Annotated in this window: 20 protein-coding genes; 4 read left to right on the top strand and 16 right to left on the bottom strand. The window is 31.4% G+C overall.

Features of this window, described 5'->3' with window-relative positions:
• From glmM to lgt, 7 genes are all read right to left on the bottom strand, one after another.
• Entirely contained in the window at positions 1 to 1,350 is a 1,350-nt protein-coding gene (gene glmM, locus QEJ31_RS03060; RefSeq protein ID WP_280592325.1) for a phosphoglucosamine mutase, read from the bottom strand.
• Positions 1,351 to 1,362: 12 nt separating this feature from the next.
• A complete protein-coding gene (locus QEJ31_RS03055) occupies positions 1,363 to 2,328 on the bottom strand; it encodes a CdaR family protein (RefSeq protein WP_280592324.1) in 966 nt (321 codons plus the stop codon).
• Complete coding sequence (cdaA, locus tag QEJ31_RS03050) at positions 2,328 to 3,722, bottom strand: diadenylate cyclase CdaA (protein WP_280592323.1); 1,395 nt, start codon at positions 3,720 to 3,722, stop codon at positions 2,328 to 2,330. The genes QEJ31_RS03055 and cdaA overlap by 1 nt, the downstream gene beginning before the upstream one ends.
• Positions 3,723 to 3,733: 11 nt before the next feature.
• Entirely contained in the window at positions 3,734 to 4,468 is a 735-nt protein-coding gene (locus QEJ31_RS03045; RefSeq protein WP_280592322.1) for an outer membrane lipoprotein carrier protein LolA, read from the bottom strand.
• Positions 4,469 to 4,954, bottom strand: a complete 486-nt coding sequence (locus QEJ31_RS03040; protein ID WP_280592321.1) for an LOG family protein — start codon at positions 4,952 to 4,954, stop codon at positions 4,469 to 4,471.
• A gap of 72 nt (positions 4,955 to 5,026) precedes the next feature.
• A complete protein-coding gene (locus tag QEJ31_RS03035; protein WP_280592320.1) occupies positions 5,027 to 5,839 on the bottom strand; it encodes a phosphatase PAP2 family protein in 813 nt (270 codons plus the stop codon).
• On the bottom strand, positions 5,836 to 6,993 hold the full coding sequence (lgt, locus tag QEJ31_RS03030) for a prolipoprotein diacylglyceryl transferase (protein ID WP_280592319.1): 1,158 nt from the start codon (positions 6,991 to 6,993) through the stop codon (positions 5,836 to 5,838). The genes QEJ31_RS03035 and lgt overlap by 4 nt, the downstream gene beginning before the upstream one ends.
• Before the next feature lie 120 nt (positions 6,994 to 7,113).
• Here lgt and QEJ31_RS03025 point away from each other — a divergent pair, with 120 nt between their 5' ends.
• Complete coding sequence (locus QEJ31_RS03025) at positions 7,114 to 10,656, top strand: transglycosylase domain-containing protein (RefSeq protein WP_280592318.1); 3,543 nt, start codon at positions 7,114 to 7,116, stop codon at positions 10,654 to 10,656.
• On the opposite strand, the gene QEJ31_RS03020 is transcribed toward QEJ31_RS03025, so the two are convergent.
• Entirely contained in the window at positions 10,653 to 12,878 is a 2,226-nt protein-coding gene (locus QEJ31_RS03020) for an ATP-binding protein (protein ID WP_280592317.1), read from the bottom strand. The genes QEJ31_RS03025 and QEJ31_RS03020 overlap by 4 nt on opposite strands.
• Positions 12,879 to 12,892: 14 nt before the next feature.
• Complete coding sequence (locus tag QEJ31_RS03015) at positions 12,893 to 15,856, bottom strand: response regulator (RefSeq protein ID WP_280592316.1); 2,964 nt, start codon at positions 15,854 to 15,856, stop codon at positions 12,893 to 12,895.
• 173 nt (positions 15,857 to 16,029) lie between these two features.
• Between QEJ31_RS03015 and QEJ31_RS03010 the strand changes: the two genes are divergently transcribed.
• A complete protein-coding gene (locus QEJ31_RS03010) occupies positions 16,030 to 16,713 on the top strand; it encodes a hypothetical protein (RefSeq protein ID WP_280592315.1) in 684 nt (227 codons plus the stop codon).
• Position 16,714: 1 nt separating this feature from the next.
• On the opposite strand, the gene QEJ31_RS03005 is transcribed toward QEJ31_RS03010, so the two are convergent.
• From QEJ31_RS03005 to QEJ31_RS02975, 7 genes are all read right to left on the bottom strand, one after another.
• A complete protein-coding gene (locus QEJ31_RS03005; protein WP_280592314.1) occupies positions 16,715 to 17,515 on the bottom strand; it encodes a response regulator in 801 nt (266 codons plus the stop codon).
• Between the two features lie 11 nt (positions 17,516 to 17,526).
• Positions 17,527 to 17,910, bottom strand: a complete 384-nt coding sequence (locus QEJ31_RS03000) for an Hpt domain-containing protein (protein WP_280592313.1) — start codon at positions 17,908 to 17,910, stop codon at positions 17,527 to 17,529.
• A 2-nt stretch (positions 17,911 to 17,912) separates the two neighbouring features.
• A complete protein-coding gene (locus QEJ31_RS02995) occupies positions 17,913 to 19,127 on the bottom strand; it encodes a tetratricopeptide repeat protein (RefSeq protein WP_280592312.1) in 1,215 nt (404 codons plus the stop codon).
• 35 nt (positions 19,128 to 19,162) lie between these two features.
• A complete protein-coding gene (locus QEJ31_RS02990) occupies positions 19,163 to 19,456 on the bottom strand; it encodes an HNH endonuclease (RefSeq protein ID WP_280592311.1) in 294 nt (97 codons plus the stop codon).
• Positions 19,457 to 19,465: 9 nt separating this feature from the next.
• Positions 19,466 to 20,644 (bottom strand): ATP-binding protein, encoded by a 1,179-nt coding sequence (locus QEJ31_RS02985; protein WP_280592310.1) that lies wholly within the window; start codon positions 20,642 to 20,644, stop codon positions 19,466 to 19,468.
• A gap of 102 nt (positions 20,645 to 20,746) precedes the next feature.
• Entirely contained in the window at positions 20,747 to 21,739 is a 993-nt protein-coding gene (locus QEJ31_RS02980; RefSeq protein WP_280592309.1) for a hypothetical protein, read from the bottom strand.
• A gap of 50 nt (positions 21,740 to 21,789) precedes the next feature.
• Positions 21,790 to 22,635 carry an RNA methyltransferase gene (locus QEJ31_RS02975; RefSeq protein WP_280592308.1) on the bottom strand — a complete coding sequence of 282 codons (846 nt, stop codon included), beginning with the start codon at positions 22,633 to 22,635 and terminating at the stop codon, positions 21,790 to 21,792.
• 35 nt (positions 22,636 to 22,670) lie between these two features.
• Between QEJ31_RS02975 and hutU the strand changes: the two genes are divergently transcribed.
• Together hutU and QEJ31_RS02965 are read left to right on the top strand one after the other, a co-directional pair.
• A complete protein-coding gene (gene hutU / locus QEJ31_RS02970) occupies positions 22,671 to 24,401 on the top strand; it encodes a urocanate hydratase (protein ID WP_280592307.1) in 1,731 nt (576 codons plus the stop codon).
• Positions 24,402 to 24,405: 4 nt separating this feature from the next.
• On the top strand, positions 24,406 to 25,743 hold the full coding sequence (locus QEJ31_RS02965; protein WP_280592306.1) for an amidohydrolase family protein: 1,338 nt from the start codon (positions 24,406 to 24,408) through the stop codon (positions 25,741 to 25,743).
• Position 25,744: the final 1 nt, after the last annotated feature.

The following is a 25,744-nucleotide window of genomic DNA, read 5'->3' as shown; positions in this document are numbered from 1 at the left end:
TCATCCAATCTCTTTTAAAAGTACCTGCTCAATTCTTTTTGCCATTGACTCTATTTGCGTAAGTTCAGGACCTTCTAGTGTTATTCGCGCAAGTGATTCTGTTCCACTGTAACGTAATAAAACTCTTCCTGAGGATCCTAATTCTTTTTCAAATTCTCTCACAATCGAAGTTGTTAGGGGAAGAGTCTCTATAGGAGGTTTTTTACTAACTCTTACATTTTTTGTAATTTGAGGGAATTTCTTCATAACTGAAGCTAAGTTAGATATCTTTTTGTTAGTCAAACACATCATTTCTAATACTTTTAAGCATGCAATTAAGGCATCACCAGTGGTACTAGAATCTAAAAAGATAAGATGGCCTGATTGTTCTCCACCCAAGCAAATATTGTTAAGTAACATACTCTCCATGACGCTTCTATCACCTACATTTGTTCGTAAGACCTTAATGCCAGCGTTTTCCATTGCTACATCAAATCCTTTATTGCTCATTATCGTAACACAAACGCCATTATTTTTTAATTGATTTTGTGATTTCATTTCTAATGCACACAAAGCAATTATATTGTCCCCATCTAATATATTACCAAGTTCATCCACAACAATTATTCTATCAGCGTCACCGTCTAGTGCAAAGCCAATATCCGCTCCCACTTCAATAACTTTTTTTGCTAGTACTTCCGGATGTAGAGCTCCGCTTCCTTCATTTATATTAAATCCATCTGGATTATCATGAATAGAAATGACCTTTGCCCCCAATTCTTCAAAAACTTTTGGACCTACTTTGTAACCAGCTCCATGTGCGCAATCCAGAACTATTTTAAAACCATCTAATTTTAAGTTTTTAGGAAATTTTTCTTTAAGAAACACAGCATACTGGCCAATTGCATCGTCGATTCTTTTTGCTCTTCCTAAGTGTAATGACGTAACAAGATGCTTTGCGAGATCATTACTATCCATAAGATCCTCAATATATAATTCTTCACTATCAGGAAGTTTAAATCCATTGTGATCAAACAGCTTTATTCCATTATCAGAAAATGGATTATGGCTTGCCGAAATAACAATCCCAGCATCGGCTCGCATACCCCTTGTTAGATAAGCAATTCCTGGAGTAGGTAAAGGACCGACAAATAAAACATCTACACCTACACTACATAAGCCTGAAGAAATAATACCTTCAATTAAATAACCGCTTACTCTTGTATCTTTTCCAATTAAAACTTTTGGTTTTTCAATTTTTCTTTTTAAGCTCACTCCAAAAGCTTGAGCAAATTTTAATAAATTAACAGGAGCCATAATGCCGGCATTGGCTTCGCCACGAATACCGTCAGTACCAAAGTATTTTCCCATAAAAAATAGCCTTTAAGGATTGAGATGAACTGAAATGAAATCAGGAATGATCTTTACTAAAGATACATTTCCTGGGATTTTTAAGATAATAGGTTTGTCTTGCCAACCTGGTTTTAGATCTGTCGCATCGATAAAAACTCTAACATCAGAAGGATCAAGTTTGTTCAGTATAATTCGTTGACCTGATACTTCAACATCAACAGAGCTTGGACGTAATTGTATTTTAGAAAAATTTCTTTTCGCTATATTTTTAATTTCTATAGGGACAGAACGAAAGGTTCTATTAAATTTTTTCGGGCCTAAACTTATTGCAACAACAACACTTTTTTCAATAGATTTAATAGCAGAAGATTCTTCTAGTTCAATATTAGCATCAGTAATAAGATTTTTACTTATACCTTCTATCACAATTGGTATAGTAAATATATTTTGAGTTCTAGCTAGTTGCTGTCTTGCGCCGGAAACTTTAATTTGTGCAGGTGTAACTTTAACTTGTTCAACCATTAAACCTGGCTGAGGTTCTCCTTTTAAAACAGCCTGAATGGGAAGTATTTTTTCTTGAATTTTATCAATATCTACATCGATATAAGGTCTTTCAATTATCATATTATACTGTTTTGGTAATCTTGGAAAATTTTCCCTTCCTACTTTTATCCGAACCTTCCCAGGAGTTTCACTAATAATTTCAATTTCTCCAGTTAACTCAATGTCAGTTGGAGAAATTGAAAATATAGTATTCTGTTGCTTTATCGTAACATCTAAAGTTCTTTCTTTTTGGCCAAGAATAATCATAGAAGATGAAGTAACTAGTTTAACTCTAGCAACTTTTTCAAAGGTTAAATCTTTATCAGTTCTGACAATGAAAAAAATAACGATAGAAAATAAAAAAGATAGGACTTTTAACCAAAAATTATTGGTTATTAATTTAAATATTTCTCTAGCTATTGAAAGATTTTCTTGTTGAGGTCCAACTGGCATTATTTTACTTCATCCTTTTGTTTTTTATCATTACCGTTTGTTACTTCCTTTTTGGTTTTTTCTTCGTCTTTTTTATTTTTCTCTATTGGTGGATCTAATGGAATACCGCCAATAGAAACATCTCTGGGAGGAGGTGATTTTGGTATTGGTGGATCAAAACGATCTTCGGGGGCAATTTCTGTAATGGCTTTTAAAGCCTTATTTTTTTCGCTACCATTTTTATTTTTATTATCATCATTCTCAATAATATCATTATCATCTTCTGATATATTTTCGTTAATATTTTGAGTAATATTTAAATTTTGATTTTTGCTTAAAATATTGCTAGAAATAAATTGCATATCATTAGATTTTATATCCTTTATTTTTGAGCTTCTTGGAAAACGAATATGAATATTACTAGGAATATTTGAAGCAATTTTATTTTCGTATTCTACTTGTTGCATAGAAAGCTCGGCTTGTTGCATAGCCAGAGTTTCAAGTGATGAAACTTTTCTCTGGAGTTGTTTGTCACTCTTTTTATAATTTTTATTAAAAGGAGAATTTATAAATGATTTACTTTTTACATATATTTTGTGAATTTTAAAGATTACAAAATTTTCAAACCAATACATTATTTTTGAATTCTGTCCTCTAGGAAGTAGTAAAATAGAGAGCATTTTTCTTGCCGCTTCGGATGAACTTTGCCTTTGTAGGTTACCTTCCCAAGCTATCGAAATATTACCAGTTTCTTCACTCACAACTAAAACAACAGCATCTGTTTCTTCCGAAATTCCAACCGCGGCACTATGTCTTGTGCCCATTTTTTTTGAAAATCTAGGATTTTTAGAGAGAGGTAACTGAGCAGAAGCGCAATTAATGCGATCTTTTTTTATGATTACGGCACCATCATGTAAGGGAGAAAATGATTGAAAAATACTGCTTAAAAGCTGTTCAGAGACAACAGCATCAAGCATTATACTGTGATCGTATAATTTATCTAATCCAACAGAACGCTCAAATACAATTAAGGCACCTATTCGTTCGTGACTCAATGATTTAGCAGCATTTGTTATTTCTTCGATAATATTTGTTCCGGAAACAGAGTCTAAACCTGTTGCAAAAGGTCCTCTTCCAAAACGTGTTAACAAACGACGAATGTCATCTTGAAATAAAACTATTACAACAATAATAAAAGAGGAATAAAATTTACTGATAATCCAATGTAAAGTATCAAATTGAAGCATGCTAGAGAATACATAAGTAATAAAAATAACAAGCATACCAATCAATACTTGGGCTGCACGAGTTCCTTTAAGCATTGATATAATTTGATAAAGCAAAAAAGCGACCAATGAAATGTCGATAAATGCTTTCCAAGAAATTATTGATTTAATAGATTCTAAGTAGTTCATTCCTTCCCATTTTATAGCTTATCCACAACGATTCCCTGTGGTGGTTTAAACTCAAAAACTTCATCACTAAATTTGTTTGAAGAATAGTCATTAAAAAGTAATCTTGTTCGGTTTCCGTTGGTTTGAACAATTCTTAACTCTTGAATGAGACCTGTCTTCACCTGAATAACAGCGTATAAAACTTTTTGCTGTTTGTCTTCTTTGGGGATGAGTCTTAAATGGATATCATCGTCATTTTGTGGTGGTGGAGTGTCAGATTTAACATACGGTGTATTTATGTTCTCGTTTATCTTTTGTGCATCAGGTTTTTCCCATACAGATACATTATAGAATTTTTTGATATTTGCTAGATTAGTTAACAACTGAACAAAGGCTAATTCATTTGCATTGGCTTGCAAGCTTTGTGCATGTTTTAATTCTGGAATGTACTTCCAAAAATTTTTGCTATTTGATACATAAATTTCTTGACGTGGTGAAATAATTTCGAATCTAAATGATGCAGGTTTTTTGATATACAAAATACCGTCAGAAGGTGAAATTTTTTCTCGCAGAGAAGAATATATTTCTTGTTTGAATTTCACGGAAAAAAAATCTTGCTTTGATGCTGTTTTTAAAACTTCAAGATATTTTTTTTCAAAATTTTGATCATTCATTGTTCCTTCATTTTTTTGAGCAAAAGAAAATGAATAATTCCAGAAAAAAAAGGAGAATATAAAAATAAATTTGAAAAATTTTGTATTTGGCATTTATTCCTCATTAAAAAAATAGTTAATTTCATGAAGGTTTTGGCATATGCAGAAAAGATCTGAGCTTGAATTTATAATATTAATTAAAGAAACTTCTTCAAACCAATTTAAAAGATTTTCGTAAAAATTAGAAAAATTGTAAATAATTATTGTTTTTTTGAGGTTTAAATTTTTATTATAATTAAAACAAAATAGAAGATCCTCTAAAGTTTCTAATCCACCGGGTAAGAATAATAAGATGTCAGAATTTATAATTTTTTCTTCTTTACTTTTAGCATAAAAAAATTCATTCGATTTTTTTTGTTGCAAAGAACCTTCAATTATAGAAGTTGTTAAAGGACAATTTTTGCTGTTTTCGAGAATTAAATTACACGCTAATTTTCCAAAATAAGTTCCAATGTTAAATCCTTCATTAATTAGATCATTTGGTAAGTTACTTGCAGTAGAGTAATATAAAGCAATAGATGGTGGAAGAGCAAAATTCATAAGTAATACCTCCATTGTTGAAGATACTAGTTTATTTTTTTAAAAAAAAGAATAAAAAAATGAGAAACCTAATTAAATATTAAATTCTACATTAAATCCATACCAAGAATTCTTAGTATCGTCGCGGAAAGCAATAGGAGACATATTAAAATTATAGATAATCTGTTCCTCTTTCTTATTATTAGTATTAACTTCTTCAACTCTAAAGAAGACAAAAGCTGAAATTAAAGTTCCAACAATAGCCCCCGTAATAACATCACTAGTATAATGCGCATTATCAGTCACTCTTGAGGCTGCTATAACTCCTGCACTCGTATAAATAAGGCTGGCATAAGTCCAATTTAGTATTGAACTGTTTGAATATTGAAATAATAAAGCTGATGAATAGGTAGCAAAAGTAAAAGCATGGGAAGCATGACCACTAAAAAAAGAATATCTATCATCAGCTCCTAGTGTACCTCCTTGAGATACTTTTTTGTCATAGTAAGGTCTTTTTCTTTGAAAGGTAACTTTAGCTGTGGATGTAGCAACTTCTGTTAGTAGATGTGCATGTATCCAACCAATACTATGCCGGTAAGTTGGGAATTCATTTGAATATAAACTAAGTCCACCTAAAATAGCAGCGCTTGTACCCAAAGCATATGGTAAAAGTTTTGAACGCGGATAGGTTGTTTCTTTAGGATCTTTATCTGCAACTTCATCATTAAATGGCCAAAGGGATGTTGTATGGATAGTACTAAATTGATTTATACCCGCAATTAATCCTATTTCGAGTGGTATGGTAAAAATATCCTGTTTCCACTCGCCAGGATTGAACTTAGACCAGTTTGAAGATTTTTCTTCATAATGCTGTGGAGCTATTTGTGGTGGGAGTTCTTGAGTCATTTCTTTTTCTCAGCGCTATGAATTTTGGAAAATTGATCCATTCTGGTTTGCCATTCTTTACTTCCTTCGAAAACATTTTTCCTGGATAAATACATTAAAAAGCATCCAAAGAAAAAGAAGAAGAAGCATAATATTTGTCCCATTGTAACTATTTGCCAGCTTGGTGTTCCTGGAAAAGCATTTAATGGTTGCCATGAAAAAGTATTTAAATAGAAATAATTAATTTGCGCATCTGCAGCTCTAAAATATTCGACGATAAATCTGTATATACAGTAAAACATAATGAAACAGGCTGATATTGTACCTTCTTTATGTTTCCAACGTGAAATTATAAATAAAGTAACAAATAACCCCCAGCCTTCACCTAAACTTTGATATATTTGACTGGGGTGTCTTGCAACATTACCTCCTTCAGGAAAAATAATTGCCCAAGGAATATTACTTTCAACAGCGCGTCCCCAGAGCTCGCCATTTAAAAAATTTCCAATTCTTCCCATGCCGATACCAATTGGAATAATTCGCACTAATTTGTCGGTTAAATGGAAAAAAGGAATTTTGTTTTTTCTACAATAAAAAATAATAGCTAATGAAACACCGATTATTCCACCATGAAATGAAAGCCCACCTTCCCAAGTAGCGATTGCGTCAAGGGGACGATCTTTGTAGTAGTCCCAATTATAAACAAAAACATAAACGAGTCTTGCTCCTATTAGCATACCCAGAATACAAAATGTAATTAAATTCATTAGCATGGCTTCAGTTAACATTAGAGTTTTTTTCCGAATCCAATGCATACAGCCAATGTATACGGCTATAAAACCGATCAGGTACATCGTGCTATACCAACGTAAGCCCCAATTTACATTTAAAATTTGAAGACAATACAAAATTCCAAACACAACAAAGCAATAAATAAGAATAGTTTGAATAAGCTCCCAATTCTGTAATTTTTTTGTTAAGTAAGAATTATTTGGTTCTTTCAATTCTTGTTTCGTATTTTGAATTTGCAAACGTGTAAAAAAATAACCCCCACCAAAGACAACTAGGAGAGAAAGTATACCCCACCAGGTAGTCACCCAATTGAAATTAATATTTTTGACTTGAAAAACAAAGGGACTTAAGTCAAATGTCCAATAAGATTGAGATGGTATCATGTCTTGCTGTCTCCTCTTGTATGCTTTGAAAATTATCATACACTAGCTTTCTGTATGACAGTAGGTTGCTTTGATCAAGCAAGCAATGAGTAATAAAGTATGCTTGATTTTGGAGTTTATATGAAAAAGATTCTCTTCCTTTTTTTGTTTTTAATTTTCCTTTCTTGCGTACCATTATTTGGTGGAATTGGTTATGTAGCTTGGCAGGTGTATGCAGGAAACTATGCTGACTTTGAAAAAACAAGAATTATCGATATTCTTTCAAAAGAAACTGTTTTATATTATGCTGATGGTCAATCTCAATTAGGGAGTTTGTTTGGTCAAGAGCATAGAATTTATGTAAATATCGATCAAATCCCACAAGCAATGAAAGATTCTATTGTTGCTGCAGAAGATGAAGATTTCTATACAAATATTGGTATAGATCCAAAGGGTATACTTCGCGCTGCGATTCATAATATTATTTTTAAAACCAGACAAGGCGCTTCAACAATTACTCAGCAAACGGTGAAAAATTTATTTGGGCGAAAAGAAACAGATATATATACAAAATTTCAAGAAATGATAAATGCTTTTAAACTTGAAAAAATGTATTCTAAAGATCAAATTCTTGAATTTTATTTAAATCAGTTTCATGTAACCGGTAACGGAAGAGGTGTTGGAGTAGCAGCTAAGTATTACTTTAATAAAAATGTAGAAGATTTAAATTTAATTGAATCTGCTTTTATTGCAGGAAGTGTTAAAGGTCCTGAAAAGTATAATCCTTTTACTAAAACTTCTGTTGTTGCCCAAGAAAAAGCTAGAAGAGAAGCATTGATTAGAAAGAATTATGTTCTTGAAAGATTGCTTAAAACTCAAAAAATAACTAAACAGCAATATGAAGAATCAGTAAAAGAGCAAGTTCCATTTAATCAAGGAAAATTTCAATTTAATGAATTAGCCGTGAATCAAATAATCTTAAAACAATTGTCAAGACCAGAAATATTAACTGCAATTGGTGCGAATAATGTTGATGAAGTTGGAACTATGGGATTAAGGTTAACAACTACTCTTGAAAAAAATATTCAATCAGCTTCTCAATATGGTTTAAGGCAAAATTTAAGCCGAATACAAATTATTTTAAATGGTTTTAGTGCTGAACCTCAATCAAATTTTGTAAATATTCAGCGTCCTGACTTATATGGATTCTATGTAGGTAAAGTAGAATCAATCGACAAAAGCTCTGAAAATGAAAAAGTAACAGTTAGTTTTGGAATACCTACCTGTATTATCAACACAGATGCGTTAGGTAGAACAGCTATCATTGCCGATCAGCCTTATAAAAGAGGAAAGAAAAAATCTTTAGAAGCTTTGTTGTCTTCAATTCATGTTGGGCAATATGTGTTAACAAGTGTGAGCAAAATTAAAGAAAATCAATTATTTTGTGATTTAGAGTCAAGACCCAGAGTACAGGGTGCTGCTATTGTTTTGGATAAAGGAAAAATTGTAGCAATGGCTGGTGGATTTTCATCTAATGAATATAACCGTGCTATTTTTGCAGAACGACAACCAGGTTCTTCTTTTAAATTGCCAGTATATTATGCGGCTCAGCAGTTAGGTTGGACAGTTCTAGATCCTTTACCTAACATTCGAGATGCCTTTATATGGCAAGGAGTCTTTTATTTTCCTCGACCAGATCACGCAATTAGTAGTTTAGAAACAACAATATTGGGTGCCGGAGCAAAATCTGAAAACTTATCAAGTGTATGGTTATTGAAACATTTGTTAGATAAATTAACATATGATCAATATCTTGATTTATTAAGTTTTCTAGAAATTTCTGGCAAAGGAAAGTCTTTAGAACAAACATTAAGCTTAATTGCTAATAAATTTAATGCTTCTGCTGATAATGAAATTTATATAAAAAGTGGAATTTTAGAAAAAGTAAAAACAGATCTACTTTCTGATTTAAGTGTAATTGGAAATAATCGATTAAAGATTTTTCTAAGAACTTTACATTATGGAAATGGTTTTGAAAAACAAGAACAATTAATTGCAGATGATAAAGAATTGCCTCCAAAAGAAAAAGAATTAAGATTAAATATTTTAAAAAATAATTTGTTACGTTGGAACAAGTTGGCTGTGCAAGCTAAAAAAGCTATAGAATCTCTTAATAAAATTGTAGGAGGTGATAATCTTGCAGAAGTTGATAGAGATTTACTATCTTCATTTGCAAAAACAGATGATGGAAATCTGGTATTTTTAGGAAGTAATTATTGGAAGCCAGAAGTAACATCAGCTTTAGTTTCTCCTGTAAAATTAACTCCATTAAATTTTGATGCTCTGTTAACTTATGTAAAATCTAATTCTAGTTTGCTAAATTCATCCTCTGTTTTACTTGATGGTATTGTTTCTATATCTATAATTGACTCCATAAATGCAGACTTAAGTAAAAAATGGAAAGATATTCAATCAGCTCCTGCGCTTGAAAGACTATATTGGAATTCTGACTTTAAATATTCTTTAGCAATGTATTATGCTGCAAATATGGTAAACGATATGGGAGTTCAAGAACCACTAAAATGGGTTCCATCTTTTTCTCTAGGTTCTAATGATGTTACTCTTGCAGACCTTGCTTTAATGTACCAAACATTTTTGTCTGGAAAAACATATCGTTACTTTAATAACGCGCAACCTAATCAATTACTGCTCATAAAACGTATTGAAGATGCTAATGGAAATTTATTATGGGAAGCGAAAGCTAAAGAATACCAATTTTCAGATAATTTTTATTCTGCTCCTACATTAAATACTTTGCGAGGAACGGTAACAGCAGGTACAGCTTTTGTATTAAATAAAAGTGTAGTTTTACGTTCTAATGATGATGAAATTGATAAGCAATTAATATCTTCACCAATTAAAGTTCCTGCATTTGGTAAAACTGGTACCACAAATGAATACAAAAATGGTACTTACGTTGGATTTTTACCTTATCCTACTTCAAAAGGAGATATTTTATCTCCAGATAATTCTTTTACCATAGCTACTTATATAGGTTATGACAGTAATGAACCGATGGTGCGCAAAGGATATCGTGTTTATGGTGGTGCAGCAATTCCTGCTTGGGAAGCAATTGCTGTAGCAATTATTAAAGATCAGGATTATGCGGAAAAACTAGATTGGAAATTTTTACATAGTAAGAAAGCCCATGTGATTCCTTTTGATTATGGTTCTGGACTTTCACAAGTCATTGTTCCAATAAATTCAGGAGTAACAGTGTCTGCTCAAGACCCTGATGATGACGAAAAATCACAGGTAGATAATCCTTATGCAAACGATTATTCTGATACTGGACAACGTTTATTTAAAGTATATTTACAAGGTTCAACTTCGGATGGAGTATTTATTCCAAAACGAAAGGTGTCTTTTTACAATCCCGTTCCACCACCTTCAGCACCAGTTATAAGTTTAGGCACTTCAGAATCGACGACTGAAAGTCCAGAAAAACAAGCAAATTCAGCACCTGTCGTTCCTGTACCTTTATCTAGTTTTTCAGGTAAACAAACAAATGAAGATAAATCATCGCTTGATTCAGCTGATGATGAGGAGTTGCCAAAGGCGAGACCTGGAGATAAAGGAAATGATGATATTCCTCCACCTCCTCCCATCTTACAAAAAAATTAAGCTGTTGACTTTATTTTTGTAACTTTACCGCCCCAGAACTCGAGCACTTGCTTGAGTTCTTTCATATCTATAGGTTTTCCGAGGTAACCTTCCATGCCCGCATCTAAACAAACTTGTCCTTCAGCTCCTCTTGCATGCGCTGTCATTGCTATGATGTGAGGTCTTGAAGCACTTTTAGGATATTTTTGAATTATTTTTTTTGTAGCTTCAATTCCATCTAGTTCAGGCATTTGAACATCCATTAAAATAATATCGTAGCTATTTCTAGTTAAAGATTCTATAACTTCATTTCCATTAGCAACAATATCGCATAAGTATCCAAACTTTTTTAACATGTTTGTTATTAGTTTTTGATTTACAACATTATCTTCAGCAACAAGAATTCTCAAAGGATAAGTATCTGATAATTTACTTTGTTCAGTTTTAATTCCTGAATTATTACCTTTTCTTTTTGCATTAGACGTATCTAACAATGTATCAAATAATTGTGAATATCTTAGTGGTTTTGCAATAGATGCAGTAAATCCAGCAGGTATTATTTTTTCATCTGCATAATAAGTATTTGAATTTTTTAGGAGTGCAATAAAAATAATTTGTCTGTCCATATATTTTGAAATTAATTCATTTCGTACTTTTTCTGTTTCAAAATCATCAACTGAAATTAATACGTAACTAGGAGAAATTTGTGAAGGAATTTCTATAGCTTCTTGTTCACTAGTAGCTATATAGCTTTCAACCCCCCATTTTTCTATCCTATCCTTTAAAATTTCCCCTTGAAGTCTACTTTTCTCTAGAATAAAACAAATTTTATTTTGAAACTGTATCAGTTTATTAGAGTATTCAATTTCTTTTTCCTTACTAGCATTAAAACACTCTTCGGGATTAATTTTTATTGTAAAGCTAAAGGTAGAGCCTTTTCCTAGTTCACTTTTTACGCCAATATTTCCACCGAGTAATTCAGTTAAGCGTTTTGCTATACTTAGACCTAATCCTGTACCACCATATTTTCTTGTAGATGAATCATCAACTTGCGAAAAAGATTTAAAAAGTTTTCCAATATCTTTTTTAGAAATTCCTCTACCTGTATCTATAACTTCAATTCGTATATAGTGTTTTTTTTCTTCACGTTCATTTTTAACTCTGACAGTAGCGTAACCATTATTTGTAAACTTAATCGCATTATCTACAAGATGAGTAGTTATTTGCTGTATACGAGTATAGTCACTAACTATAATTTTAGAAACATCTTCATCAATAGTATATAAAAGTTGTGTATTTTGTCCTGCTGCTGCTGGTGCTAAAAGTTCAAAGACATTTTCGATGCACGAATTAATTTCAAAAGGAATATGTTCTAATTCTAGTTTATTAGCTTCTAATTTTGAATAGTCTAATATTTCATTAATAATTACAAGTAAATTATTTCCGCAAATTCTTAATGTCTCTAAATAATTTCTTTGTTCTTGATTGAGTTTTGTACCAATAAGTAAAGTTGCTGATCCTAATATACCATTTAATGGAGTCCTCAGCTCATGGCTCATATTAGCTAGAAATTCACCCTTTAATCTTGTAGATTCTTTAGCCTTCTCGGCAAAAAGAAAAATTTCAAGATTGCGTTTTTCCATGTCGTCTTGTAGTTTTCCAAGGCGCAAATATTCAAATAGTGAGACAGTTAATGCGTGAAAAAAAGCTGATAAATTTATATATGTTATGATTAAAAGTTCTATTAGTTTTCCTGTTTTGTTAGGATTTAAACTATTATAAATTGAAAATAAAAAGTATGGAATAGCTAAAAAATAAATGCATTTAATCCAGGGTTCCATTCTGCTAACTGGTAGTTTAAATTTTAAATTTAATCTTAAAATGTATATGTAAAATGCAAAAAGAGGTATTTTGATTAAAAATGGTGAAATTTTTAAAAGATTTTCATCATTTATTAAAGTAATAGTTAATTCTGTCCAACAAATTATGGAATAAATTGCTGCAATATTGGAAAAAAATAAATACTGTTTAATTCCACTTAAATAAACTAAACGGAAAAGTAAAAAAATAGCTGTAACCATCCAGGCAGATAAACAATAAAAACTAATATATATTTTTGGATTAATAAAATTTGTATTAGTTACTTGAAGACTTAAACAAGCTATAAAAAAACATAAAACTGTTCTTATATCTGATAAGAAGTAAGAAACTTTCCAATAAAATTTATTTTCTGATCCGTACATAAAAGAACCTTATTCTATTTAATATTTCCCCATTTTTTTAAATTCTCTTCTAAAACTTTTATCTGTATTGGTTTTGTCATGTAATCATCCATTCCTGCATTTAGACAACGCTCTTTATCCCCTGCCATTGCGTTTGCAGTAAGGGCAATAATGATGGGTTTTGGATTTATTTCACCGCTCGCTTTTATATTTCTACTTGCATCAAGGCCATCCATAACTGGCATTTGCAAATCCATAATTATAATGTCAAACTTTTCTTTTGTTGCTGCTTCAACTGCAAGTGCTCCATTTTCAACTAATTTTGCTGTATAACCCAGTTTCTTTAAAATACTTAAGATAAGCTTTTGGTTAACAATATTGTCTTCTGCAACAAGAATTTTTACTTCTTGTTTTGATTTAGTATTGTTTTCTTGAGTTGACATAGTTTTAGTTTCCTTAACAGATTCTTTTTTATTATCATTTAATTCAGTAGTTGATACATTATTATTAGTAACATTCTCATTTAATTGAGAACTTTTAATGTTATCAATTATTGCAGATTGTTTGTTTTTATATAAATCAATATTTGTTTCAGATAATTCTATCCATTTTTTAAGTGAATCTTGCAGAACTTGAAATTGAATTGGTTTTGAGATGTAGTCATCCATACCAGCGTCTAGACATCTCTCTTTATCTCCAGGCATTGCATTTGCTGTTAAGGCAATTATTTTTGGACGTTTTCTTCCTCTAGAATTAATTATTATATTTTTTGTAGCATTAATACCATCCATTTCTGGCATTTGTAAATCCATCAAAATAATATCATAATTTCCAGTTTCTTCTTCTTCAACTGCGAGTTTTCCATTTTCAACTAACTTTGGTTCAAAACCCATTTTTTTAAGAATACTTATAATTAATTTCTGATTAACAGGATTATCTTCAGCAACTAAAATTTTTATTGTCTTTGTTTTCTCTGGAGTTATAAAATTTCCTAGTAAATTTAAAGAAACATCTTGTTGCGTTTTTATTGTAGAATTTTCAATTTTTTTCTTTTTATGAATTATATTTGTTATTGTCTTTGCCAAAGTTTCAGTTTTTAAAGGTTTTGTTATTGTTTCATCAGCAATTTGTGGTAAATCAGGATTGGCATTTTTTCCTAAAGAAACAAGTGCAATAGATGGTATTTTTCCTATTGGATTAATTTGATTTGCTTTTAAAAACATTATAGCTTTTTTACTTTCAGAAACAATATCAACTATTAATATTTTAAATTCTTCTATACCTAAAGTACTTTGTGCTTCTTCAAACTTAGCAACTATTTTTGCATTAACTTTCCATTGTTTAAATCTTCTTCCTAATATATAGCGCATAGTTGGATTTTCTGAAATAACTAAACATTTTAATCCAATAAACTCAGTAGTATCATACTTTGTAGGGGCTGTTATATTAGGTATTTGGCACTTTAATGTAAAGATAAAACGCGTTCCTTTTCCTACGACACTTTCTACCCAAATTTTACCTTTCATAAGTTCAATAAGCTGAGCTGAAATAGCAAGTCCGAGTCCTGTTCCCCCAAATTTTCTAGAAATAGATGCATCAGTTTGAGAATATGCTTTAAATAATTTTTTAATTTTACTTGCAGGAATTCCTATTCCAGTATCTTTTACCTCAAAAAGCAATTCAACAATATTATCTTCAACTTGATCTATTTGAGTGACACCAATAAATACTTCACCTTTTTCAGTAAATTTCAGAGCATTATTACAAAGGTTTAAAAGGATTTGCCCTATTCTTTTGCTATCACCTATAATTTCAAGTGGTACGGATGGTTCAATAAAGTAGGTTAAATCTAAACCTTTCTCAAAACTTTTTGGACTAACGACATCTATAACACTTTCAACTAATTCAGAAACATCAATTACTTCTTTACTTAATATAATATGTCCAGAAATTAAATTTGGTAAATCGAGAACTTCATTAATGAGTTTCATTAGGTTATTACTGCTTATAGTAATCATGCTTAGCAGTCGGCGTTGTTCGTCCGATATATCTGTATCGTTTAGTAATTCTGCATGCCCAATAATTCCATTGACTGGAGTTCTTATTTCATGGCTCATTGTGGCTAAAAAATTTTCTTTTGCTTGTTCAGACTTTTGAGCTTCAATATGCATTAGACTAAGTTCGCCCATTTTTCTCGCTAAATTTATAGATATTTCATGGATTTTATTGAATTCTGTTGTAAGTTTAATTTGATTTCTAAATGATAAAACTCCTAAAGTAAAAAAAGTTGCAATTTCATTTAAAAAAGGAAAAATTGTTGAGCTATAATTTAATTGACTTCCTAATTGAAAAGTTGTGCAGAAAAAAGCAGTTAATAGTGTAGATAATATTAACTCATTTTTATCATTTTTTAATGGAAAATTTTCTATTGATGTAATTAAAAAACTAATTGGTACTAGATAGCAAAAGCAAATTGTGTAATTTACATTAATATTAAGGAGATTAAAAATTGGAATACTTAATAAGCTTAAATAAATAAAATAAAAAGTAGGATTTTCTTCTTTTTTAACATCAAAAATAATATTATTAAATTTTTTTACACTAAAAATTAAAGAAATATTTAGAACTATTGCATACCAATTTAACATATTTAATATGGATATTATTAAGAATTTTTCTTGATCTAGAAGGAAGTTGTTTGTTGAGAGAAAAAGTTTTGCAAAAAGATTTGTTAGAATAAATATTTGAGAAAAATAATGGATTGTTGAATATGGTTTTCTTGAAAACTTTCTTCTAAATGTAAAAAATGAAATAAGGGAAAGGGAAAGTAGTATGTTTCCAATAAAAATTACGAGTTCAAATTTATTGAAGAAATTTTCAATTGCTTTTGTGTAAGTAATAAATCCTAATAAAAGAGAAAGGGAAAATACTCCTATTACCCAATTTCTTCTTTGCAAAAAAGTAATATTTTGAACTTTTTCTTCTAATTCAGGAAACATCTAATTTTTCCTTCAAAAAACTTTCTATCTATTTATTAATCGGTGTTTTGAAGAATGCTCTTTTCCTTAAATAGGTAAAAAATGACAGATGGATATATTTTTGACAGAATCTTCAGATGAAAAAGGGATTTCCGACAAATAAACATTATTTATAGACTTGAAAGAGGATTGCTTTGCCGAATGTTACTTACAAATTTATATTTTCAAGTAATAAAGAAGTAAAATTTACTGTTGATTTAGATAGACCTGCTTTGTTTTCAACTAATCCAAAAGATCCTGATGTGGAATGGACCAATCTAGATTTTAATAAATGTGCTAATTGCCCGTTAAATAGTGCTGAAATAAAAAAATGCCCCACGGCTCTTGATGTTCAACATGCAATGCTTGAGTTTCATGATGTTTTATCAACTGAAATTGTCAAGACTTATGTTGAGACTGAAAATAGATCTTATTTTAAAGAATGCGATGCGCAGACGGGCTTAAAAGCTTTAGTTGGTTTAATCATGGCAACAAGTGGGTGTCCCATTTTAAAGGAAATGAAGGGTATGGCATATTTTCATCTCCCTTTTGCTACAATTGAAGAAACTATTTTCCGTTCTGTGACAACATATTTGCTCAAACAGTATTATAAATTTATGGAAAAGCAAGAACCTGATTGGTCATTACAAAATATTCCTGCTTATTTTGATACAATTCAATTAGTAAATGAATCTTTTTTTCAAAGAATTAAAGTTGCGAGTAAAGCCGATGCTAATTTAAACGTGATAGTTTCTTTATCATCCCAATCACAATTAATTTCTTTGTCAATTGATGAATATTTAGAATCATTAAAAGAATTAATTGTAGGGAAAAAATAGATTAAATAAGCTGTGAATTAATGATAAATTTGTCACTTTCAGGCGAGCATTTCAAAACTTTTACATTAAATGCTCCATTTTTCTTTAAGGTTGAAGCTGCTTTAGGACTATCTATTGTTAATTGAGAACCTTCTTTAAATTGAAATTTAGCAGAAAAAGTAACAGTAGTTTGGGATATTTTTGTAATTACAATTTCGACATCAATTGGCATATTTGTAATTTTAGCTGCGATATCAAGGCTAGGTTCACCTGATTGTGTAGCTGCTGGTGGTGTTTTTACCGCAGTTCCAGTTGTCGAAGATGGTGTAGCTGGTTTAGCGGCTGTTGGTGCTGCAGCTTTTGGTGTTTGAGTGGCCGTTGTGTTTACTTGTGCAGGAGCGGGAGTTGGTGTGGGTATGACTGAACCTACTTTTGGTTTTGTTGGGGGAATACTTCCATCAAGTAATTTTTTTAATTTTGTTTTCAAAACTTGAATATCTACAGTTTTATGAATAAGATCATCAGGATTTAATTCATCTATTTTTGCTTGATCTAACTCTCCTTTTTTACCAGTTAGAAAGACTACTTTTATTTCTTGTTTTTGTTTCAGTTTATTAATGAATTCAAGTGTTTGATAGCCATCTAAATTTGGCATAAGGACATCAAGTATTACCAAATCAATCATGTGATCATTTAAAATTTTAAGCGCATCTAACCCACTTTTTGCTTCATAAAAAGCATATCCAAGTGAATTAATGACCCCTTTTAAAAAGATTCTTGTTTCAGCTGCATCATCAACAATGAGTATGGTTTTTGTTGCCACTTTTTCCTCTATTATGAAGCTTCTAGCTCTTTTATTTTATTTTTTAAAACATCTGGTACAACTTTAATTACAGAATCTATTCGTTTAAAAACATCAGGAGCGTCATCGAGTTTTTTTGAAAAGCCAATATCTTCTAATATTTGACAATCTTCGGCTAATGAAACTAAACCAATGAGCCTTGAGCTAGATTTTAAAGTATGTGCGGCTCGTTCAATGATTGCTGCATCACTATTTTGCATTGCCGTTGATAATTCTTTAATTCGTTCAGGGAGATTATTTAAATAAACACTCATTAATTGGACAATAAGTAGCCGATCTGAATATTCTTCATCTCCATTGCCTAATTCTTTCATGCTATTTATGACTTCTTCATCTAGCAAGTTTTTATTGTTCATAGTTATTTTGGAATAACCCCTCTATATTTTGGTTCGGCTGGCGTCTCATTTAATTTATCAATTTCTAATATTTTTTGTTGAGCCCTTTCAAATTTGGGGTCATATTTTAGAATTTGTTGACATACTTTTTTAGCTCTGTCGTAATCTTTCATACTAACTAAACAAAGTACTTTATTGTACATAATTTTTACATCATTAGGTGTAATTTTCAGAGCCAAGTTGTAACTAGAAATTGAATCTTCAAATTTTCCCATTTCTTTGTAACAGATTCCTATGCTATTCAAAAAACTTGGATTTTTAGGATCTTGTTCAACTGCTCTTTGCAGAAAATCTAATGCTTTATCTTTTTTCTTTTGTGCTAGAAAATTTCTTCCAACTTGGGCATAAAGTTTTGGATAAACAATTTTCATATTTATTGCACGCATTAAATAACTTTCAGCCTCTTCATATAATTCACAGCGAGTTAATACATTTGCAACTTCTTCATATCGAATGGGGTTTTTAGGATTAATTGATAAAGCTTGATCAAATGATTTTAATGCGGCCTGCTTTCTATCAGAAGCAAGTAAACAAACTCCTAAATCAAAATATGCTTGAGCATAATTTTTATTATTCTGCATAGCTAATCTTAAATTTTTTTCTGCTTCTGGAATGTTACCTAATGCTCTATGGCAACGAGCAACACCTACAAAAGCTCTAGCTGATGATAAACTTTTGGCAGAAATATTTTTATATGCTTCTAAAGCATTTTCATATTCACCACTTATATAAAGGTAACGAGCTAATTCATAATCAATTTCAATATTACCTGTATCACGATATTTCACTAGAGTTTGTGAGATTTGAGTAGATAAATCTTTCATAACAAATGGAATTTTTAAGTATCCATCTGGTGCGGCTTCAGGAAAGCGGAGAGTTTCGTCTTTTGTTAACTCTGACCCCACCATTAAAACAGGTGTTCTTTTTATTTCAACGTTTTCTCTTAATTCAGTAAGAAATTCTAATCCATTTATTTGGCGCATGTCTTTTTCGCAAATAATAAAATCAAAATTTTTTTCCTGCAAAAATTTTAGAGATTCCCCTTCACTGACACCTTCATACACATTTTTAAAACCCAATGTTTTTAACGACTTTACGATCCCCTCTCGTGAAGCAGGGGAGTCATCGATAACAATAAAATTCATTTCTGGTGAAAGTTCTATGACGTTTCCGGCCATATTTTGTCTCAACCTTAGAAAAAGGGATATTTTTCTTAGTCTATCATGTCTTTCTTGAAAAGTAGATCGACAGGCGTGTCAACCCCCTTATTTTTGTTACATTCTCGGCAAGCTGGAACAACATTGCCTGGAGTGGTGGTTCCAAAACGAGCCAAAGGCACGATGTGATCCATTGTAAGATCTTTAAATGCAAATTTTTTTCCACAGTAGGAACACAAGCCAGAAGCACATTTCTGTTGCCACCAACGACTTTTTTTTGCTGCTTTAACTTTAGCTTTTTCTCGCCTGATGTGTTCTTCATCGGCAAATTCGTAACTATTTAACATCATATGTTTTTTCTATGCGGCGCGTGGAGAAGGAGTTTCATCTCCACTGTTTGGTTTTATTTTAATTCTTGAAATAGGAAGCTTTATAGTAAAAGTGGTACCTTCTCCAACAACCGAAGCTAACAATAGATCACCAGCATGCTCTTTGACAATGTTTTTTACAATGCTAAGGCCTAAGCCTGTTCCTTCTCCCTTGGGTTTGGTAGTAAAGAAACTATCAAAAATTTTTGGCATAATATCTTCAGGAATTCCTTCTCCTGTATCAGTAATGCTAATATTAAACGTTTGACTCTCTACATAGACACGAATTTGTAATTCTTTTTTTGTTACCGTGCGCATAGCATCACAAGCATTGCTCATTAAATTCATAAGAACCTGTTCGAATTTATTTGGGTAACATAATAGCTGTGCTAATCTGTATTTATCTTCAATCTTTATTTCGACTTTTACAACTAGAGAACGAATTTTTTGTTTTACTAAAAATAAGCTATTTTCTATAACTTCTTCAATATCTTTATATTCTTCCTCTTCCTCTTTAGCATCTTTTCTGGAATAATTTCTTAAATGATCTACTAGTTTATTTATTTTACTACATGCTTTGTTAATTTGAGAAATATGTGAATTAACACAATCAATATCTTTTACTTCTAAATGTTTTAAATCGTCTTTAATGTCTTCGCACGTTAGTTGAATCATAGTCAATGGGCCTCGAATATCATGAATAACTGTCGCAGATAGTTCGCCCAAAGCAGCTAATTTAGAAGTATGTAAAATTTGTGAATTTAAATGTAAATTTTCTTTTTTTAAACGAATATTTTTAATACATTTCTTTATAATAGGAATAACATCATTTTTAATTGAGAATGGCTTTTGAATAACTTCAAAGCATTCTGATTTATGAGATTTTTCAAGAATTTTATTGTTTATATAACCAGACATGATTATAACTATAGCATCATCATTTTTTCTTTTTATACCTTGAATTAATGAAAATCCATCCCCGTCTGGCAATTGAACATCAATTAGGTAAATGTCAAATTCAATTTCTGCGCGAAAGATCAAACTTTTTGCTTCATTATATTTTTTTACAATTTTTGAGGTGAAATTGAATGTTTCTAATTCTTTTTGGAGACGATTAGCGATATCTTCATCATCTTCTATTATTAAGATGTTAAGTTTTCCTAATTCCATGTTTAACCCTTACGCCTTCTTTCTAAAATCTAGACAATAAGGAATCGGTATAATTCTTTCCAAATTAAGGCAGTTGACGAATTTTAAAAACCCTTAGAATTGTTAACTATCTGTTTCTTTATCTGTTTTTTTTGTTTCTTTTATATCAAGCTCTAATTTTTTTCTTTCTTTTTCATGGATTACTTTTCTAGTTTCAAAGGCAAATTCAATCTTTGAGGCGTATTCTTTAAATTTATTAATAATTTCAATTAATTCTATGTGATCGTTTTTATTCTGCAGACTTTGATAAATTTCATTAATTTTTTCAATTCCTTTTCCAGATAAATCTCGGCATGTTTCAAGGGTTTCAATACAATCAAGTTGATAGTTATATGCTTCATTTAAGACTTGTAATGTATTTTCTATGATAGACTTTCGTACTTCCCTTCTAGATACATAAATAAAACTACCTCCTAGAATTGCTGCTGCAAAGAATGTTATAATAAATACTGAGGGCAGATATTCTAATAGTAAATCATCTGAGATCCTAATACTTATTGCTTTGTCTTGAATTAATCTGGTTAATATTTCTAAAGAGAATGCTATTTTGCTATAGTTTTCATTTTCTTTTTGCATGAATTTTAGGATGTCTGAATAATTTTTTGAATTTGAGGCAAGAAAGTTTTCAATTTCATTTTGCAAATTTAAAGTATAGTTATTTACCATTGGAAGAAGTTCTTGCGCTTTATTTGTCATAAATGGATCTATATTAAATTTATTTATTTCCTTTGTATGTGAAACAATAGCAATAAAATCTTTTCTAAGTTCTTTTAAAAAATTTGAATTAATTTGTTGCAACTCTTTTTCGTTTATTTTTTCTCTATCTGTCAAGATAAATTTATATATATTTGTATTGCTTCTAGCTAAAGTTTCTTTTGTTTCTAGGATTTCTTTTTGCGCAAGAAAATAGTGATCGGTTAAGCCTAAAATTTTTTTCTTTAATTGATTAACATATATTGAGCCAAATAAACTATTTAGTAACAAAAAACAAATTAATAAAACAGCCAGTAAATTGATTATCCAACCCAAGTGAGGTTTGCGCTTGATAAGTTGCATAAATCTTACTTCCAAAAAAGTTAATATATAGACTTTTATCGGCGGAAAATTTATTTAGAGATAGGCTGAAAAAATTTGCCAGAACGTACAAATTCAAACCAAGGCAATAAATGAGGATGTCTTGTGCTAATAAATTCTAGTGAGTTGGGGCAATTTTTGGCGATCCAATGTTCTAATATCAATTCTTTTTCAAAATTCGATAAAGTAAACGATTTTTGAAAACTAGATAGTTGTTCCCTTAAATTTTGTAATATTATGCCAGCACAAACTGACACATTTAAGGATTCAGTAAATCCATACATTTGCACAGAAACGTAACAATCAGCATAGTTTTTCCATTCTGGAGAAACTCCATGGAGTTCGCTACCAAAAATAAGAGCAATTTTGTTTTCTCCAAGAAATTGTTGAAATTCAGTTGTATGAAAGGAATTTGAAGGAAAAGAAGGTATATTGTTAATATAATGATCTGCGGTGCGAGAAAAATCAGGTAAAGAAACCAAAGCAATTTTGTAGTTACTTTTTTTTAAAATTTCAGCACATTCAGAGATATTATCTAATCTTTTTGGGAGAAGCCACTGACTTGCCCCCCTATCAATAGTGTCTGCCGCTCTAAAGCGCATGGCATGATTCGAATACAAGAAAAATAAATCCATGAATCCAAATGAATCAATAGTTCTTAAAATAGCGCTTATATTATGAGCATGATGAGTATTTTCAAATACTGTTAGCACTTGTCTGCTTCTATTTTGAACGATTCTTTCCATTTTAGCCAAGCGATTTTCAGTAAAAAAGCCTTTTAATGTGGCTGAAATTTTTCCAAAGTTATTTTCAAAGTTCTTTGGAATGAAGTATTGTGTAGGCACATTTGAAGAAGTAGTCGATTCCGTCAAAATCATTTTTTTCCTTTCTCCCCTTTTTTGCGAGGATGTCTATGTCTACTCAAAATATAAACCTTTCAGCAACAAGAAAATTTATTCCAGGCCAGCCAGCACCCACAGGAACACAATTAAATACAAAAGGGTGGTTACAGGAAGCTCCTTTAAGAATGTTGTTAAATAATTTAGATCAACAGGTTGCAGAAAATCCTACTGAATTAATTGTCTATGGTGGTCGTGGAAAAGCAGCAAGAAGTATGCAAGATTTTCACCAAATTATAACAGCTTTAAGTGAACTAGAAAATGATGAAACATTACTTATCCAGAGCGGAGCTGTAGTTGCAAGAATAAAGACGTGGGCAAATGCGCCAAGGGTTCTTCTGGCAAACAGCAATTTAGTTGGAAATTGGGCAAATTGGGAACATTTTGATGCTTTAGAAAAACAAGGTCTTATAATGTATGGCCAAATGACTGCTGGAAGTTGGATTTATATTGGTTCGCAAGGAATTGTCCAAGGTACGTACGAAACATTTTACGAAGCATTTCAACAGCATTATCAGGGTAAAACGAAAGGAAAATTTATTTTTTCTAGTGGTTTAGGTGGTATGGGAGGAGCACAGCCTTTAGCCGCTGTATTAACAGGAGCATGTTTTTTAGGAATTGAAGTTGATCCTAAAAGAGCAGAAATGCGACTAAAATCTCGTTACTTAGATGAAATTCATTGGGATATTGATTCAGCAATGAATTCCTTAAATAATGCATTGAAAGAAGGAATAGCAAAAAGTTTAGCATTGATTGGAAATGTTGTAGATATTCTCCCTAAATTGATGTTACGCAAAGATTTTACTCCGAGTTTAGTTACTGATCAAACTTCAGCTCATGATCCAACATATGGCTATGTTCCCGAAGGGTATTCATTGGAACAACTCCTTCTTGAAAGAAAAGAAAATCCTAAAAAAGTTGAACAAAATGCGCTTCAATCAATAAAGAAACATGTGGGATATTTACTTGAATTAAAAAAGAGAGGAATACCAACTTTTGATTATGGAAATAATATTCGTGCAATGGCAAAAAAAGTAGGATTAGAAGATGCTTTTAATATAAAGGGATTTGTTCCAGAATATATTCGCCCATTATTTTGTCGAGGGAAAGGACCTTTTCGTTTTGCTTTGTTGAGTGGTGATCCTCACGAACTAGAATTAACAGATAAAGCATTAATGAATTTATTTCCTCAACATGATGATATTCAAAGATGGTTAAACTTAGCGCCAAAAAGAATATCTGTTCAAGGTTTGCCTGCCAGAATTTTGTGGCTTGGATATGGAGATAGATTAAAAGCAGGTTTACTCTTAAATGAGATGGTAAAAACAGGAAAACTAAAATGTCCGGTAGTCATCGGAAGAGATCATCTTGACTGCGGAAGTGTCGCTTCGCCTTATCGTGAAACAGAAGGAATGCAAGATGGAAGCGATGCTGTTGCTGATTGGGCGTTATTAAATGCCTTTGGAAATATCTCGAGTGGAGCTACTTGGGTAAGTTTCCATCATGGCGGAGGAGTAGGAATGGGTTACTCCTTACATGCAGGTATGGTAATTGTTGCTGATGGAACTTTAGAAGCTGATGAGCGTTTGAAAAGAGTTTTAACTTTTGATCCTGCAATGGGAATATTTAGACACGCTGATGCCGGATATGAGGTTGCGAGAAATATTGCGCAGGAAAAGATGAATAAAAACGTAACTAGTGAAACGCCTTGTTACTATCCACGTAATCATTTTTCTCTGAGGTGAATTCATGGCTGCAAAAATTTGGTACACAAAAAAAAATAAAAAAATAATTTTTAAAAACTCTCCTTGCGTAGTTACTTTTCAAGATTGGAAAGAACTTGAACATAATATTTCATCACAAAAAGATATGAAGATTTTAAGAAATTGCGATGTAGTTATTGATGATGGGGTTTTTCAAGCTATTGGAGAAAATGAAAGTAGCAAAATTAAAAATGTAGAAGATTATCATTTAGTAGATGCATCTGAACTTGTTTTGATGCCAGGACTTATTGACTGCCATAATCATCCTATTTTTGCTGGGAGTCGTGCTAACGAAACAGTGCTTAAATCCCAAGGAATGACGTATGAGGAAATTGCTGCAAAAAATGGGGGCGGAATTGCAGCAACAATGAAAGCAACACGAGAAGTAACAAAAGAAAAATTAAGCGAAATATTTAAAACAAACGCAAAAATTGCTTTAGCAAGAGGTGTTGTGCTTTTAGAAGCAAAAACTGGATACGGATTAAACCCCAAAGAAGAAAGAAAAATGCTTGAAGCAATTTATCTCTCTTATTCGGGGGAAGATTTTTATGAACTTCCTGCAGTGGCACCTACGTATCTAGGCCCACATGCTGCAAGTCCAGAATACCGAGGACTCGATAATTACTTACAAGCATTAATTGAAGATTTACCGAATATTGCATCAATGGGTGAAGAAGCTACCAAAAAAGGAATAGCCTTTCCGCTTGCTGCAGATATATTTCTAGAAAGAAATTATTTTTCAAAAGAACAAGCTGAACGTTGGTTGGGTGCCGCATTGCAACATGGTTTAGATGTGCATATCCATTCCGATGAATTTTCCCGTTGCGGAGGTGCAGAATTAGCAGCTGAATTAGCTAGACGAATAGAGCAAACAGCTTCCAAGAAAAGAATCAAAGGACGAGTGTTAACCGTAGATCATTGTCAATACTCTACAGAATCGGATCTTGGAAGGCTTGCAAGTTTAGGTGTTGTTGCTGTTGCGTTACCTTGTACAAGCTTTTTTAGTAGAATTCCTTATGTAGATGCAAAGAAATGGCGTTCTTCTGGGGTACGAGTAGCGATCGCCAGTGATTATAACCCTGGAAGTTCTATAATGAATAATTTATGGTTTGCTTGTTACTTAGCTCTATCTCATTGTGCATTTTCTTTACCTGAAGTTTTTGCAGGTGTTACTATAAATGCCGCTATTGCTACAGGAACAGAAGAACAATATGGTACTTTAGAGCAAGGAAAAAAAGCTTCTTTAGTGGCATTTGAAGGTAATTGTGTAGAAGACTTTTTTGCTTCTCCAATTGGCGATCACGTAAAACATGTAGTTGTTTAAT

Source organism: Pigmentibacter sp. JX0631 (assembly GCF_029873255.1).
Classification (GTDB): domain Bacteria; phylum Bdellovibrionota_B; class Oligoflexia; order Silvanigrellales; family Silvanigrellaceae; genus Silvanigrella.
Note: the sequence above shows the minus strand (reverse complement) of the source record. Positions and strands in the feature narration are given on the sequence as shown.